The sequence below is a fragment of the Salmonella sp. SAL04213 genome, from assembly GCF_046550535.1.
Taxonomy (GTDB): Bacteria; Pseudomonadota; Gammaproteobacteria; order Enterobacterales; family Enterobacteriaceae; genus Salmonella; species Salmonella enterica.
Map to the genome: position 1 here is coordinate 399,915 of NZ_JBGDXS010000003.1, position 15,028 is coordinate 414,942.

Genomic DNA, 15,028 nt, shown 5'->3' on the forward strand with positions numbered 1-15,028 from the left:
TAAAAGAATAATGGCTATCGAAATCAAAGTACCGGACATCGGGACAGATGAAGTTGAAATCACCGAGATTCTGGTCAAAGTGGGCGACAAAGTGGAAGCTGAACAGTCGCTGATCACCGTAGAAGGCGACAAAGCCTCTATGGAAGTCCCATCTCCGCAGGCTGGCGTCGTGAAAGAGATTAAAGTCTCTGTCGGCGACAAAACCGAGACCGGTGCACTTATCATGATTTTCGATTCCGCCGACGGTGCAGTCGACGCTGCACCTGCTAAGGCAGAAGAGAAGAAAGAAGCGGCTCCGGCAGCAGCACCTGCTGCGGCAGCGGCGAAAGACGTTCACGTTCCGGATATCGGCAGTGACGAAGTTGAAGTGACTGAAGTGATGGTGAAAGTGGGCGACACCGTAGAAGCTGAACAGTCGCTGATCACCGTAGAAGGCGACAAGGCCTCAATGGAAGTGCCGGCGCCGTTCGCGGGCACCGTGAAAGAGATCAAAGTGAACACCGGCGACAAAGTGTCTACCGGCTCTCTGATTATGGTCTTCGAAGTGGCGGGTGAAGCAGGCGCAGCAGCACCAGCGAAAGCGGAAGCCGCTCCGGCTGCGGCTGCTCCAGCAGCAGCGACGGGCGTGAAAGACGTTAACGTACCGGATATCGGCGGCGACGAAGTTGAAGTCACCGAAGTGATGGTCAAAGTCGGCGATAAAGTTGCCGCTGAACAGTCGCTGATCACCGTGGAAGGCGACAAAGCCTCCATGGAAGTGCCTGCGCCGTTCGCGGGCACCGTGAAAGAAATCAAAATCAGCACCGGCGATAAAGTGAAAACCGGTTCTCTGATTATGGTCTTCGAAGTAGAAGGCGCAGCGCCTGCGGCCGCTCCGGCTAAACAGGAAGCGGCGGCACCGGCTCCGGCGGCGAAAGCTGAGAAGCCTGCTGCCCCGGCTGCCAAAGCGGAAGGCAAGTCTGAGTTCGCTGAAAACGACGCTTACGTTCACGCTACCCCGCTGATTCGCCGCCTGGCGCGCGAGTTTGGCGTCAACCTGGCGAAAGTGAAAGGCACCGGTCGTAAAGGCCGTATTCTGCGCGAAGACGTTCAGGCTTACGTGAAGGATGCTATCAAACGCGCCGAGTCTGCACCGGCAGCATCTGCTGGCGGCGGTATCCCGGGCATGCTGCCCTGGCCGAAAGTGGACTTCAGCAAGTTTGGTGAAATCGAAGAAGTGGAACTGGGCCGTATCCAGAAAATCTCTGGCGCGAACCTGAGCCGTAACTGGGTGATGATCCCGCACGTTACGCACTTCGACAAAACCGATATCACCGATCTGGAAGCGTTCCGTAAACAGCAGAACGCCGAAGCTGAGAAGCGCAAACTGGATGTGAAATACACGCCAGTGGTCTTCATCATGAAAGCGGTTGCCGCTGCTCTGGAACAGATGCCGCGCTTCAACAGCTCTCTGTCCGAAGACGGTCAGCGTCTGACCCTGAAAAAATACATCAACATCGGCGTGGCGGTTGATACCCCGAATGGCCTGGTGGTTCCGGTCTTTAAAGACGTGAATAAGAAGAGCGTGACCGAGCTGTCTCGTGAACTGACCACCATCTCCAAAAAAGCGCGTGATGGTAAGCTAACCGCTGGCGAAATGCAGGGTGGTTGCTTCACTATCTCCAGCATCGGCGGTCTGGGAACTACCCACTTCGCGCCGATTGTTAACGCGCCGGAAGTGGCTATCCTCGGCGTTTCTAAGTCGGCGATGGAACCGGTGTGGAATGGGAAAGAGTTTGTGCCGCGTCTGATGATGCCTATCTCTCTTTCCTTCGACCACCGTGTGATCGATGGTGCTGATGGTGCGCGTTTCATTACCATTATCAACAATATGTTGTCTGACATTCGCCGTCTGGTGATGTAAGCGAAAAAGCCGGCCCGACGGCCGGCTTTTTTTTGATAATCTCATGTATTTTGTGAGGTTATTAGCGAAAGCGATAATTCGTGATCCGTTTGTTGTTTCAAAATTGTTAACAATTTTGTAAGATACGGGCGGATAGAACGACCCGGTGGATGATGGGCGATCAAGTACCCCGGACCGCCGGATACAAATAAAGAGGTCATGATGAGTACTGAAATCAAAACTCAGGTCGTGGTACTTGGGGCGGGCCCGGCAGGCTATTCTGCCGCTTTCCGTTGCGCTGATTTAGGTCTGGAAACCGTAATTGTAGAACGCTACAACACCCTTGGCGGTGTTTGTCTGAACGTCGGCTGTATCCCTTCTAAAGCGCTGCTGCACGTAGCAAAAGTTATCGAAGAAGCCAAAGCGCTGGCTGAACACGGTATCGTCTTCGGTGAGCCGAAAACTGATATCGACAAGATTCGTACCTGGAAAGAGAAAGTGATCACGCAGCTGACCGGCGGTCTGGCGGGTATGGCCAAAGGCCGTAAAGTGAAAGTGGTCAACGGTCTGGGTAAATTCACCGGGGCTAACACCCTGGAAGTTGAAGGCGAAAACGGCAAAACCGTGATCAACTTCGACAACGCGATTATCGCGGCAGGTTCTCGTCCGATCCAATTACCGTTTATTCCGCATGAAGACCCGCGCGTATGGGATTCTACCGACGCTCTGGAATTGAAAGAAGTACCGAAGCGTATGCTGGTCATGGGCGGCGGTATCATCGGTCTGGAAATGGGTACCGTATACCACGCGCTGGGTTCAGAGATTGACGTGGTTGAAATGTTCGACCAGGTTATCCCGGCGGCTGATAAAGACATCGTTAAAGTCTTCACCAAGCGCATCAGCAAGAAATTCAACCTGATGCTGGAAACCAAAGTGACTGCCGTTGAAGCGAAAGAAGACGGTATCTACGTTTCGATGGAAGGCAAAAAAGCCCCGGCTGAAGCGCAGCGTTATGATGCGGTTCTGGTGGCGATTGGTCGTGTGCCGAACGGTAAAAACCTCGACGCGGGCAAAGCTGGCGTGGAAGTTGACGACCGTGGCTTTATCCGCGTGGACAAACAGCTGCGCACCAACGTGCCGCACATCTTTGCTATCGGCGATATCGTCGGTCAGCCGATGCTGGCGCACAAAGGCGTTCACGAAGGTCACGTTGCCGCTGAAGTTATCGCCGGTAAGAAACACTACTTCGATCCGAAAGTTATCCCGTCTATCGCGTACACCGAGCCAGAAGTGGCATGGGTTGGCCTGACCGAGAAAGAAGCGAAAGAAAAAGGCATCAGCTATGAAACCGCCACCTTCCCGTGGGCAGCTTCTGGCCGTGCTATCGCTTCTGACTGCGCAGACGGTATGACCAAACTGATTTTCGACAAAGAATCTCACCGCGTGATCGGCGGGGCGATTGTCGGCACCAACGGCGGCGAGCTGCTGGGTGAAATCGGTCTGGCGATCGAAATGGGCTGTGATGCGGAAGACATCGCGCTGACCATTCATGCGCACCCGACGTTGCACGAGTCCGTCGGTCTGGCTGCTGAAGTGTTCGAAGGTAGTATTACCGACCTGCCGAACCCGAAAGCGAAGAAGAAATAATCTTCTGTAGGTGGCAATGCGCCACCCGATACAAAAAAGCGGCTTTACAGCCGCTTTTTTTATGCATGGCAAATCAGATGTGTCAAATGATGGCGAAGGATAACGAAACCGCAAAATTTATCGTTTCCGCAGCAGTACGTTTTTCAAAGCTTATGCCGTCGGTAGTGCCTTTGTCTGTCATTTTCGACCAACTAATTGTTTCATAAGAAATACCTCTCCTTACTTTGTCATCACCCTGAAATTAGTAACGCCATAAAATAATAGCGAGCTAATTATGAGGTTTGATATATGAAACTTTTTCTGACAACAGCAGCGCTAACCGCGACGTTGATCTCCGGCATGGCATTTGCCAGCGATCCCGTCATCCCCTGGGCGACTAACAGCGGCGGTACGGAAAGCACGCATATTGCGGCAATGGGCGAGGATTTGAATGCGCAGCATCAGCAGATCACCCACACGCATGAAGGCGTATGGGCGGCCAATTCCGGCAGCATTCAGGCTGATGAAGCCGCGCTGACCAGCAACAAGCCGCCGGTACAAGGTCACCCGGAATTAATGCCGCATCAGGGCTAATGATCACGGCCTGGCGATAACGCCAGGCGCTTACGGGTTATTCGGCGACCTGCCACTGCGCGTCTGGCGCAAAACGCGTGATAGCCTGAACTTTACTCTCCGTCTCCTTGCCTAAATCCGCCTGATAAATACGATCGTCCTGGTTGACCATAAAACTCATCACCCCGGTTTCGCCGTAATGCATCGGCCAAGCCAGAAGCGCCGCGCCGTGACCGTCGTTATCGCTGATAATACGGAAATGGTAGCCGTGGTAACCCTCGTCTGGCGCTGCGGGGCTAAAGTTTGGGCCTAAGGGACTGGGGACGTCGCCTGCTTTGGTTGGCCAGTACAGGCCATCTTTTTGGCCTTCGCTACTGATTATCCTGTGCGCCCAGCGATGGTTTTGTAAGTAATAGTCCTGCTGCGCATCAACGTAAGCATGCATGGCCTGTAAGGTAGAAAGTTCATTTCGCCCAATAGTACGGGTGAGGATCTCATTCCCGGCTGCCGCCATATCAAAGCGCCAGCCGCCAGTCTCTTTCACCATGGGCACCGGGAGCTGCCAGTCTTCTCGTCCGACATTCAGGTGCGCCGTATTGTCTTTCTGTACAATGCGATGGCCTTCGCGCCAGTCACGATTGAAGCGGGCCACGGCCTCGGGATCGGCACCTTCCGGCGGCAGAAATTGCCGCCAGTCATCGCCCAGTAGCGCGGTAAGCTGCGTTTCGTTTTTTCCGGCTACCGCCGCGGCGAAGGCGCTGGCGGCCGCTTCCGGGGAGGGGAACCGTTCCTGCGCGTAGCCCAGCAAGGGTAACGACAGTAACAGAGCGCTTAACATAACCTTTTTCATTATCTGCTCCGGTTAACGGCGATGAAATTCATGATGTTCAGAAAAATGTTCCCGCGCGGCGGCGCGTTGCTCGGTGTTTAAGTGACTGCCGCGACGGCTTTCCAGGCCGCGTAGCTGTTGCGATTGCCATGACGGCGATCGACTGTCGTTCCCGCTAAACACATTGGCGTGCATATTCTGGCGAAATGCCTGACGCTGCTGCGGCGTAGAGGATTCAATACGCTGGCGGGCGGTGTCTCTCTGCTGCTGTGAAACAGGGTGCTGCTGGGCTTTAGCCTTCAGCTCGGAACGATGCTGCTGCGTGGTGGATTTATTCAGTGTCTGCTGCGCCGCCTCGCGACGACTGCTGTTTTGTGTTCCGTCATAGCCACGGTAATTATTACGCTGGGCAATTTGATTTAACTGCTGCGATGCCGCTTTGCGCTGTCTATCGCGGGATGTCTCGCCTGACAGGTTAGCGGGTGATGTATGGCTGCGCTGTTGGAATTGCGTCATGGCCGCCTGGCGCTGACTGTCGCGAGACACTGGCGCTTGCTGCGTTGCGCTTAACCCGCCGCTAACATTGGTGGGATGGAACCGTTGCGCAACGGTATTATTCGGATAGGGGACGCCATTGCGCCAGGCGGGATTATGCTGCCAGCCCATCGTTTGGCCCGGCAGGTTTTGCCCGGATATCCGGTTGAAATTATTGACATTGATGTTGATATTATCGCCATTATGTTGATAACCGTTACCATCATGATGGTAATCATCATCATGATGGTCGTCGTCATGGTGGTGATGATCGTCGTCATCCCAGTCTATGCTGCTGAACAACGCATAGGTGGTAGCGACGCCCAGACTATAACCAAAACCTTTAACAAAACTGTCGGCAAACTGCTGCCCCGGAGGAGGCGGTAAATACACCGGCGGATAAGCGGTATTGGGCCAGGCGCCATACACCGTCGCGGGGTTATAGTTCGGCACGTACACCACCTGCGGATTCGCGGGTTCAATTTTGATGACGGTCGACGGTGTCGCTGGCGTAGTGGTGGATGTGGTGGTTGTCGTCGTGACGGCGGTAGAAGCGCTGGACTTCGGCACGCTGGTAACGGTTTGCTGCGGCGTTGATTTTAGCGAACCGGTTTGTTGAGCGAGCAGACGCAACCTTTGCACCGCATCCATCACATCCTGTGGCTGGGCTAAGAACGCATCGCCCAGGTTTTGCACCCATTGCGGATTCTCGCCCATAAGCGCCATCAACTGGGGAAAGGCGACCAGCGATTTGACGCTGGGGTCCCACGGTTGGCTGGCCACCGCCTGAATAGCGGCATCGCCCTGCAGCGTGGGGTTATCTCGCGACCACTGGACGGCCTGAACCACGTTCGCCGGGTAGGTGGAGGCCATGAGCACCTGCGACAGCAGGGCATCGGGATAAAGCGCGACAGGCGCGACCCATTGATCGATTTGCGCAGTGGTAAAGGTCGTTTTCGCGACAGGCGCGGGCACAGCGGTCTGCGTTTGCTCAGGGGCGGGAGCTGCCGCCTGCGCGGGCGCTTCGGGAGCGCGGCTTTTAACATACAGTACGCCCGAAGCGGCAAATAACCCGGCACTGCACACAAGGGCAATGAGATGGGGTTTAAAGGGCAACGTCATTTTATCTCTCCCGATTCCAGAGAATCGCTATGGTCATTATGCCTGCCGCCGACGGGGTGCAGTTTCGCGTGAGTATAAAGGGACGATAGTTTAATTTTTAGCTAATGTTGGGATCGATAACGTTACGTGACGATCAAAGCACGAAATGAGGTAAGCATTTATGGCTGCAGCTCCCGCCTCAGTAGAGCATTAGACCATCCTTAACGATTCAGCCACTTTTTTATGTTGCTTTTTTGTAAACAGATTAACACTTAAAGAAAATCCTGTTATTGTGCCTTATGCGGTACCGGGCATTTACCCTACTAACTACTGTCTCACAGGAGCGTGAAGAGAATCGCCCATCAACAAAAGCGCCGCATTATGACAATGAGAGCGAGGAGATATCGTCGTGCTAGAAGAATACCGTAAGCACGTAGCTGAGCGTGCTGCCCAGGGGATTGTGCCAAAACCTTTAGACGCAACCCAAATGGCTGCGCTTGTCGAGCTGCTGAAGACCCCGCCTGTGGGCGAAGAAGAATTCCTGTTAGACCTGTTGATCAACCGCGTTCCTCCTGGCGTAGATGAAGCCGCTTATGTTAAAGCCGGTTTTCTCGCTGCTGTCGCGAAAGGCGACACCACCTCCCCGCTGGTCTCCCCAGAAAAAGCCATTGAACTGCTGGGCACCATGCAGGGGGGTTACAACATTCATCCGCTGATTGATGCGCTGGACGATGCGAAACTGGCGCCGATTGCGGCCAAAGCGCTGTCCCACACCCTGCTGATGTTCGATAACTTCTACGACGTAGAAGAGAAAGCCAAAGCGGGCAATGAATATGCCAAACAGGTGATGCAATCCTGGGCCGACGCCGAATGGTTCCTGAGCCGTCCGCCGCTGGCGGAAAAAATCACCGTCACCGTTTTCAAAGTGACCGGCGAAACGAATACCGACGATCTCTCTCCGGCGCCGGATGCGTGGTCGAGACCGGATATCCCGTTACATGCGCAGGCGATGCTGAAAAACGCCCGTGAAGGCATTGAGCCGGATCAGCCAGGCGTTGTCGGCCCGATCAAACAAATCGAAGCATTGCAGAAAAAAGGCTACCCGCTGGCTTACGTGGGTGACGTGGTGGGCACCGGTTCTTCCCGTAAATCCGCGACCAACTCCGTGCTGTGGTTCATGGGCGATGACATCCCGAACGTGCCGAATAAGCGCGGCGGCGGCCTGTGCCTCGGCGGCAAAATTGCGCCTATCTTCTTTAACACTATGGAAGATGCGGGCGCGCTGCCGATTGAAGTTGACGTTTCTAACCTGAATATGGGCGATGTGATTGACGTCTACCCGTACAAAGGCGAAGTGCGTAACCACGAAACCGGCGAGCTACTGGCAACCTTCGAACTGAAAACCGACGTGCTGATCGACGAAGTGCGTGCCGGTGGTCGTATTCCGCTGATTATCGGCCGTGGCCTGACCACCAAAGCGCGTGAAGCGCTGGGACTGCCGCACTCTGATGTTTTCCGTCAGGCAAAAGACGTGGCGGAAAGCAGCCGTGGCTTCTCTCTGGCGCAGAAAATGGTCGGTCGCGCCTGCGGCGTGAAAGGTATCCGTCCGGGCGCGTACTGCGAACCGAAAATGACCTCCGTCGGTTCTCAGGATACTACTGGCCCGATGACCCGCGATGAGCTGAAAGACCTGGCCTGTCTGGGATTCTCCGCCGATCTGGTCATGCAGTCGTTCTGTCACACCGCAGCCTATCCGAAGCCGGTTGACGTCACCACGCACCACACGCTGCCAGACTTCATTATGAACCGCGGCGGTGTCTCCCTGCGTCCGGGCGACGGCGTGATCCACTCCTGGCTGAACCGTATGCTGCTGCCGGATACCGTCGGTACCGGCGGCGACTCCCATACCCGTTTCCCGATTGGTATCTCTTTCCCGGCGGGCTCTGGTCTGGTTGCGTTTGCCGCCGCGACTGGCGTGATGCCGCTGGATATGCCGGAATCCGTGCTGGTGCGCTTCAAAGGCAAAATGCAGCCGGGCATCACCCTGCGCGATTTGGTCCATGCCATCCCGCTGTACGCCATCAAACAGGGCCTGCTGACCGTTGAGAAGAAAGGCAAGAAAAACATCTTCTCTGGCCGCATCCTGGAAATCGAAGGTCTGCCGGATCTGAAAGTGGAGCAGGCGTTTGAGTTGACCGATGCTTCTGCCGAGCGTTCCGCTGCGGGTTGTACCATCAAGTTGAACAAAGAGCCGATCATTGAATACCTGACCTCCAACATCGTCCTGCTGAAGTGGATGATTGCGGAAGGCTACGGCGACCGTCGTACGCTGGAACGTCGTATCCAGGGCATGGAAAAATGGCTGGCGGACCCGCAGCTGCTGGAAGCCGATGCTGACGCGGAATACGCAGCGGTGATCGACATCGATCTGGCGGATATCAAAGAGCCAATCCTGTGCGCGCCGAACGATCCGGACGACGCGCGTCTGCTGTCTGACGTGCAGGGCGAGAAGATCGACGAAGTGTTCATCGGTTCCTGCATGACCAACATCGGCCACTTCCGCGCGGCTGGTAAGCTGCTGGATAACCACAAAGGCCAGTTGCCAACCCGCCTGTGGGTGGCGCCGCCAACCCGTATGGACGCCGCGCAGCTCACCGAAGAAGGCTACTACAGCGTGTTTGGTAAGAGCGGTGCGCGTATTGAGATCCCAGGCTGTTCCCTGTGTATGGGTAACCAGGCGCGTGTAGCCGACGGTGCGACGGTGGTCTCTACCTCTACCCGTAACTTCCCGAACCGTTTAGGTACCGGTGCGAACGTCTTCCTGGCCTCTGCGGAGCTGGCGGCGGTTGCAGCGCTTATCGGCAAACTGCCGACGCCGGAAGAGTACCAGACCTACGTGGCGCAGGTGGATAAGACGGCGGTGGATACCTACCGTTATCTGAACTTCGACCAGCTTTCTCAGTACACCGAGAAAGCAGATGGGGTGATTTTCCAGACTGCGGTGTAAAAGTGACTGGCCCGGATTTCCGGGCCAGTTTTTACAGCGAAGAATCGTAATAAAAATGGATATCCAGGTTTTCATCGGGCTTGAAGTTTTTTTGTTTAAACTCCAGGGTTAACGGATCAATTTGTTTTAGCGGGTAATTAAAGCAGGGGACAACCACTTCAGTCTCATCCTTCTTATGAATGCGCAAGGTAAAGTCGCCAATGATACCCTCTTTCCAGTTAGCGCCAGTTTTCAGAATATAGCCCAGATAGCCCCAGCCGATATTCGCGCTACCGTCTTCGTTTTTATATTTTATTCCTGCATCCAGCTGTTTTAACGCCTTGCGAGTGGCGGCGGTCAGGCATTGATCGCCGAATTCATCACCAAGAAGACTGTCAAGGCTGTCAGGCACGCCGGTGGATTTACTGGGCGTGTATGAGTGGTGAATAACGATCTCCTTGCCCGCCGGAAAACGTTGTTGCCAGATAAAATATTGTTGAACGGCAATATTCAGATAGCCGTCATCAAACCACTCTGACGGTAATTGCTGTTTTCCCTCTTTATATCCTTCTTCAATAGAGGCTTTGCCCTCGCGATTGAGGACATGGCGTAGCTGTGGGATCGTCCAGCCGGTTTGCAGTAGTTTCGCCGTAATGTCTTCTTCACCTTTACCGCCTAAGTCATGGATGACTCGCCAGCGGGACTCGCTTTTAACCGGTTTACCGTCCACGCTGATCTTAAAGTTGGCAATACCTTCTGTACTATCTCCCATATATCGTTGGGAAATAGCCGGCATCGGAAAGGCTACCGGAACGGTAATATCCTGCGCCGAATGATTAATAAATACATAATCGACATTGATACGATCGCTGGCAATCAACAATCGCTCTTTCGCCATGCTGATCTCATTTTGTTGCAGAAATTCAATGGAACCATTGGTTTCCCCGACCGCCGAGTCGTTTGCATAAGCATGGTAACTGGTAATAAAACACAGGAGTACGCTCAGCCATTTAAAATATGTCATACCGGTGCATTCCATGTCCGAAACATAATCATTATCATAATCCGGCGAGTGCCGTTTTTCGAGGGAAGAAAAATGCGGTATTATTTATTTTTATTATTAATAATTTGCCAAAATACATTTGCCGAAGAAATAAAATCATTGCCACAAGGTGATACCTGGCGCAAATATATTGCCCTGTCGCTGCGCGATGAAGAAGGGCTTGAGGATGGGCTGTTTAACCTGCGGCGGATTGAAGCAAACAGTAGCATTGCTTACGTTTGTGGCTTAATAAAAGACAAAAACGATAATTTTCTGACAGATGGGCAAAATCAATATCATCTTTATGACCGCGTGATGGCGATAGGTTATCGCTGGAGTTGGGGCAGCGTTGTGCGCTTTGATAAAACCATTGCTTCGCCGCAGGATGTTCACTGCCATTATGGTAAAAACGTACCGTTAACGTCTGCGCTCTTACGTGAGCAGGTCGCCGCGCAAGGGCGCAAAAATATTTGCCAGCCGGTAAAAGCCAACGACCCGCTGCGAAGCGATATTCTGAACGGCCTGCGCGCCAGTTATATTGGCGACAGCAATAGCTTAACCCTTAACGGCCCGCTGCCGACGGTAAAATTTATCGTCGAAGACCTTTGCGCCACGGAAGATTATGCTTACTTTTTGGGTAAGGCGACGGGAGATAAAACGAGTTTTTTTATCCATGATGACGCCAATAATCGGCTTCGCGTCGTGTTGAAAAAATCCCCGGATGGCGTGTGGCGCCCGCAGCCGGAAAACAACCTGCTGACACAACAATCTAAAGTGAGCGGCGGGTACTATAGCGATGGCACGCTGCGAGAAACCGATTTAGCGCAACTGGCGCAGGCGTGCAGGGTGGAGGGAGACACCGTTAACCTCACCGGCACGCTTCGCCAGCAGGGTGACGGCGAGTCCGCTTACTGGACCCTGACCCCGGATAACCCCCTTGCCTGCGTGCGCGATGCCAATAAGCAGCAGCCTGGCTGGAACCAGACGATGCAACTGGTGCTAACCCCACAAGAGCGGGAATCGCTCAACAATTTGGTCGGTAAAAAAGTCAGCGTCGGGGGCGATATTTTTCTGGCGCTGAGCGCCTCGCATCATACGCCGCTGTTACTGGATAATATTTTTCGCTTAACGGAAATAAAGTGAATGAGAAAGTTATGGGTTATAGGAATGCTATTGATGCTATGCGGCAACGCTGATGCGGCGGCTAAATTACAGTATTTACACGTTACTAACGGTGGGATGATGGCATTTTACGATGACGGTAACGCAAAAATGTGCGCGCGCTGCGAACCGATGGTGCAGAATCTCAAAGCAATGAATAACAAGGCGCCTTATGCCCGTTGGAAACAAATGGGGGATGTCATAAAACTGAAGTCGCCAAATAGCGAGAGTGATTATGAATTTTACCAGCAGGGTGAAATTCTTTCTACCTGGTGGATTTTTAATTATAAGACGCTTCATGCGCTCGTGGATTTGAGTGAGTAAAGCGTTTTATGCCATCATTCGTACATAGACGATAAAGAATAAAACGTCACTGCCAAATTTTCCGCAGGCCGGAAATTTTTCTGCTTAAATTCCAGCGTAGTGGCGTTAACCCGCGTCAGCGGCGGCTGAAAGCAGGTGGTTATCGCATCGCCGTGAAGGCGCAGCGTAAACTCGCCGATGTCTCCCTCTTTCCACGCGGGATCACCGGTTAGCACCACATCCATCCGGTTTTGCCCCAAAGCGCCTGCCGGGCCTTGCGTCGCCATTAACTGATCCAGCGCCTGCTGTATTTGCTGGCGGTTTTCCGCCGTCGGGCAGGTGTTGTCATTGCCCAGCTCATCCGTTGACATTAGCGCGCTGAGTGACACGCTCGGGGTATAAACCTGGTGGATCGTCACCGCTTTCCCCGCCGGAAAGGTCTGCTGCCAGATGAAGTTGCGCTGGATAGTAAACTGCGGCTGATTATCCTTAAACCATTCCGGCGGCAGCGCCGGGAGATCCGCCGGAGGCGAAAATTCACCGTCGCTTAGCGCGGCGATCAGTTGCTCCACCGTCCAGCCAGCCTGCTGAAGTTTATCGGTGATCTCTTCCAGCGGAGCATTCAGTACTACGGTCCAGCGTGGTTGCGGGGTCACGATCTGACCATCGACGCGGATTTTAATGTTGCGGATGCCGGGGATGTAATCTTCGCCAACTTCGTTAACGTCGCTAAATGACAGCGGCGGCATGGGGAAAACGACAGGAACGGTAATATCCTGCGTGGTCGGATTCACAAACAAATAATCGGCATTAATCCGCTCGCGTTCAATTAACAGACGCTCTTTCGCTAGTTGAATATCGCTCTGTGCCAGTAAATGCAATGAACTATTCGCCACGGCCTCATTGGCTTGCGCCGGATAAGGCAATACTGCCAGCAATAACGGGAAACCGAACGCGATCTTTTTCATGAGCAAATGATTACTGATAATAACGCAAAGCGCTATTATGGCACCCTCAATGCAATTTTTCGACGGTCACGTTCATGCGTTATTTTTTATTGGTGTTGATGATGATTTGTTGCAATTTATATGCATCAGATATGTTCCCGCTGAAGCCTGATGAAAATCCACGCGGCGCTATTGCATTAACGCTACGCGAGGAGGTTGGGCTATTAAACGCCCGCTTCGATATCAAGCGGATTGAAATCAACGAGACGCGCGAACTGGCCTATTTTTGCGGCCTGCTAAAAGATACTGACGGTCAGTATATTAAAGATGAAGATGATAAATATTATCTCTTCGATCGTATTCTGCTGGACAGCGGTACCGAAGGGTGGGTGAGTACGGTTTACCTGGATGAAGAGTTTAGCGCGCCGGAGCAAGCAAAGTGCCACTTTGCCGGGAATGTTGACCTGAAGTCACAGGAATTACGCGCGCTGGTGAAACAGTACGGGCGCATCGCAGCTTGCCTGCCGGTAGAAAAAGGCGATCCGTTGCGCACGCAACTGCTTGACGCGGTACGTGAAAACTACGTTGGCGATCTTAATCGTAAAACAACGCTGAATAATACGCCTGTGCCATCCTTCGTGGTGACGCAGCTATGCGCGGCGCAAAAATATGCCTATTTTTGTGGCGAACCTGCCAATGCCGATGCTGACTGGTATAGTCAGGATAGTAAAAAGCTGGATGTGGTATTGCAGAAAGACGCTAATAATACATGGTGGTTGCCCGTTCCTCAATTTCAGGGCATTAGTCGCCAAAGCTCACTGGCCTGGTGTAACCACAGCACCGACATTTTGCCAGTCAAAACGGTTGAAGAAATGGCGAAAAAACGGCAACAGCGCTGCGTGCGGGAAGGCGATACCGTGTCATTGCGCGGAATACTGGCAGAGCAAAAAAGCGGCGCGCAGCGTTATTGGGTGGTTAAACTCGAAGAACCGTTAACCTGCGTCCAGGATGCCGACATGCAGACAGCCGACTGGAATGGGCAAGTGCAACTCTTGTTGAGCGATGAGATCATAGAAAGAGTTAAAGTACAGTACGGCGACGATTTGTTAAACCAAGAAATTGTTGTCACAGGTGATGTTTTACTGGCATTAAGTTCAGATCACCACACGCCACTGGTACTGGAGAATATTGTGAAACTCATGCCCGTGATGGAGGGGCCGGGCTGGTGATGTGAGACTCCCCATTTTTAATGACTGCGCTCTTCCGGCGCATAATAAAAGGTCATCGACAGATCGTTTTCCGGCTTCTGCGGAGCTGGCGGCGGTGGATACCTACCGTTACCTGAGCTTCGACCAGCTCTCTCAGTACACTGAGAAAGCGGACGGCGTGATTTTCCAGACGGCGGTGTAACAGAGACGGGCCCGGATTTCCGGGCCCGAATGGCGCTTCTTATTTATTATTACGCTTCACTTCCCGTAGCCCCGGCAAATACGTAATTACCCCGCCCATTATTGCCCCGGCTACAATCGCTGGAATAAGCATAATCAATACTTCACCATATATTAATGGTAGTATGCTTATGTCAAAACCATATCGCGCAAAATTAAACAGCGTCGTGATCAGACCACCTGCAATGGCGCAAAGGATCATCCTGTTAATTATTTTTTGATATAATTTCAGGGGTATCAGCGCGCAGGCGACACCGGTTAACCATGCGGGGAGGAGACTGTATATCCAGCCGGTAATAATCACTAATTCTGGTATTGTTCTGCAGAAATAGAACAAAAATGAGTCTGGTCCGCCAATAATGGCGGGTAAAAAGTTTATGATACCTATCGCGATGGCTGCGCCTATTAACGGCCCAAACAGAATAAACCAACCGCTATGATAAATTATTCGTCGAAATACAGACATAATGTATCCTTCCTGAATTTTCCTTCAACCGTCTGACAAAAAATACAACTCACTACGGCTTCTCTGCTGATATCGCCCATTGCTGGAGCTCAGTTGAAAAGCGCTTATCAAGTAGCCAACAATTTCATGA

12 protein-coding genes and 1 pseudogene are annotated in these 15,028 nt (G+C 52.9%); 8 read left to right on the forward strand and 5 right to left on the reverse strand.

Annotated elements, in window-relative coordinates:
* The first annotated feature begins 10 nt into the window (after positions 1 to 10).
* From aceF to ACLJPQ_RS11335, 3 genes are all read left to right on the forward strand, one after another.
* Positions 11 to 1,903: a pyruvate dehydrogenase complex dihydrolipoyllysine-residue acetyltransferase gene (gene aceF, locus ACLJPQ_RS11325; protein ID WP_080184986.1), complete on the forward strand. Its 1,893-nt coding sequence runs from the start codon at positions 11 to 13 to the stop codon at positions 1,901 to 1,903.
* Between the two features lie 201 nt (positions 1,904 to 2,104).
* Positions 2,105 to 3,529 (forward strand): dihydrolipoyl dehydrogenase, encoded by a 1,425-nt coding sequence (gene lpdA / locus ACLJPQ_RS11330; RefSeq protein WP_001519338.1) that lies wholly within the window; start codon positions 2,105 to 2,107, stop codon positions 3,527 to 3,529.
* Positions 3,530 to 3,817: 288 nt separating this feature from the next.
* Positions 3,818 to 4,102 carry an outer membrane protein gene (locus ACLJPQ_RS11335; protein WP_000765363.1) on the forward strand — a complete coding sequence of 95 codons (285 nt, stop codon included), beginning with the start codon at positions 3,818 to 3,820 and terminating at the stop codon, positions 4,100 to 4,102.
* 37 nt (positions 4,103 to 4,139) lie between these two features.
* Here the strand turns inward: ACLJPQ_RS11335 and ACLJPQ_RS11340 are convergent, their stop codons facing one another.
* Positions 4,140 to 4,931, reverse strand: a complete 792-nt coding sequence (locus ACLJPQ_RS11340) for a DUF2950 family protein (RefSeq protein WP_000757452.1) — start codon at positions 4,929 to 4,931, stop codon at positions 4,140 to 4,142.
* 12 nt (positions 4,932 to 4,943) lie between these two features.
* On the reverse strand, positions 4,944 to 6,566 hold the full coding sequence (locus ACLJPQ_RS11345; RefSeq protein WP_080184985.1) for a DUF3300 domain-containing protein: 1,623 nt from the start codon (positions 6,564 to 6,566) through the stop codon (positions 4,944 to 4,946).
* 388 nt (positions 6,567 to 6,954) lie between these two features.
* Here ACLJPQ_RS11345 and acnB point away from each other — a divergent pair, with 388 nt between their 5' ends.
* Positions 6,955 to 9,552, forward strand: a complete 2,598-nt coding sequence (gene acnB / locus ACLJPQ_RS11350) for a bifunctional aconitate hydratase 2/2-methylisocitrate dehydratase (RefSeq protein WP_023138991.1) — start codon at positions 6,955 to 6,957, stop codon at positions 9,550 to 9,552.
* 31 nt (positions 9,553 to 9,583) lie between these two features.
* Here the strand turns inward: acnB and ACLJPQ_RS11355 are convergent, their stop codons facing one another.
* Positions 9,584 to 10,555 carry a DUF4424 family protein gene (locus ACLJPQ_RS11355; protein ID WP_080184984.1) on the reverse strand — a complete coding sequence of 324 codons (972 nt, stop codon included), beginning with the start codon at positions 10,553 to 10,555 and terminating at the stop codon, positions 9,584 to 9,586.
* 138 nt (positions 10,556 to 10,693) lie between these two features.
* Between ACLJPQ_RS11355 and ACLJPQ_RS11360 the strand changes: the two genes are divergently transcribed.
* Together ACLJPQ_RS11360 and ACLJPQ_RS11365 are read left to right on the forward strand one after the other, a co-directional pair.
* Complete coding sequence (locus ACLJPQ_RS11360) at positions 10,694 to 11,716, forward strand: DUF4431 domain-containing protein (RefSeq protein ID WP_227490259.1); 1,023 nt, start codon at positions 10,694 to 10,696, stop codon at positions 11,714 to 11,716.
* The gene (locus ACLJPQ_RS11365; protein ID WP_080184982.1) at positions 11,717 to 12,058 is read left to right on the forward strand and encodes a hypothetical protein; all 342 of its coding nucleotides are present in this window, start codon (positions 11,717 to 11,719) and stop codon (positions 12,056 to 12,058) included.
* 14 nt (positions 12,059 to 12,072) lie between these two features.
* Here ACLJPQ_RS11365 and ACLJPQ_RS11370 read toward each other — a convergent pair whose 3' ends face one another.
* Positions 12,073 to 13,005, reverse strand: coding sequence for a DUF4424 family protein (locus ACLJPQ_RS11370; protein ID WP_080184981.1), 933 nt, complete (start codon positions 13,003 to 13,005; stop codon positions 12,073 to 12,075).
* A gap of 74 nt (positions 13,006 to 13,079) precedes the next feature.
* Here ACLJPQ_RS11370 and ACLJPQ_RS11375 point away from each other — a divergent pair, with 74 nt between their 5' ends.
* Both ACLJPQ_RS11375 and ACLJPQ_RS11380 read left to right on the forward strand, forming a co-directional pair.
* Positions 13,080 to 14,213, forward strand: a complete 1,134-nt coding sequence (locus ACLJPQ_RS11375) for a DUF4431 domain-containing protein (protein WP_020898395.1) — start codon at positions 13,080 to 13,082, stop codon at positions 14,211 to 14,213.
* 88 nt (positions 14,214 to 14,301) lie between these two features.
* Positions 14,302 to 14,394, forward strand: a pseudogene (locus ACLJPQ_RS11380) (hypothetical protein); the annotation flags it as partial.
* 39 nt (positions 14,395 to 14,433) lie between these two features.
* Here the strand turns inward: ACLJPQ_RS11380 and ACLJPQ_RS11385 are convergent.
* Positions 14,434 to 14,898, reverse strand: a complete 465-nt coding sequence (locus tag ACLJPQ_RS11385) for a membrane protein (RefSeq protein ID WP_000110435.1) — start codon at positions 14,896 to 14,898, stop codon at positions 14,434 to 14,436.
* Positions 14,899 to 15,028: the final 130 nt, after the last annotated feature.

Excerpts from the sequence above, each read along its gene's own strand:
- ACLJPQ_RS11375 (WP_020898395.1), top strand. The coding sequence starts at position 13,080 with ATGCGTTATTTTTTATTGGTGTTGATGATGATTTGTTGCAATTTATAT.
- aceF (WP_080184986.1), top strand. The coding sequence starts at position 11 with ATGGCTATCGAAATCAAAGTACCGGACATCGGGACAGATGAAGTTGAA.
- ACLJPQ_RS11365 (WP_080184982.1), top strand. The coding sequence starts at position 11,717 with ATGAGAAAGTTATGGGTTATAGGAATGCTATTGATGCTATGCGGCAAC.
- ACLJPQ_RS11370 (WP_080184981.1), bottom strand. The coding sequence starts at position 13,005 with ATGAAAAAGATCGCGTTCGGTTTCCCGTTATTGCTGGCAGTATTGCCT.
- ACLJPQ_RS11335 (WP_000765363.1), top strand. The coding sequence starts at position 3,818 with ATGAAACTTTTTCTGACAACAGCAGCGCTAACCGCGACGTTGATCTCC.
- ACLJPQ_RS11355 (WP_080184984.1), bottom strand. The coding sequence starts at position 10,555 with ATGACATATTTTAAATGGCTGAGCGTACTCCTGTGTTTTATTACCAGT.
- ACLJPQ_RS11385 (WP_000110435.1), bottom strand. The coding sequence starts at position 14,898 with ATGTCTGTATTTCGACGAATAATTTATCATAGCGGTTGGTTTATTCTG.
- ACLJPQ_RS11345 (WP_080184985.1), bottom strand. The coding sequence starts at position 6,566 with ATGACGTTGCCCTTTAAACCCCATCTCATTGCCCTTGTGTGCAGTGCC.
- ACLJPQ_RS11340 (WP_000757452.1), bottom strand. The coding sequence starts at position 4,931 with ATGAAAAAGGTTATGTTAAGCGCTCTGTTACTGTCGTTACCCTTGCTG.
- lpdA (WP_001519338.1), top strand. The coding sequence starts at position 2,105 with ATGAGTACTGAAATCAAAACTCAGGTCGTGGTACTTGGGGCGGGCCCG.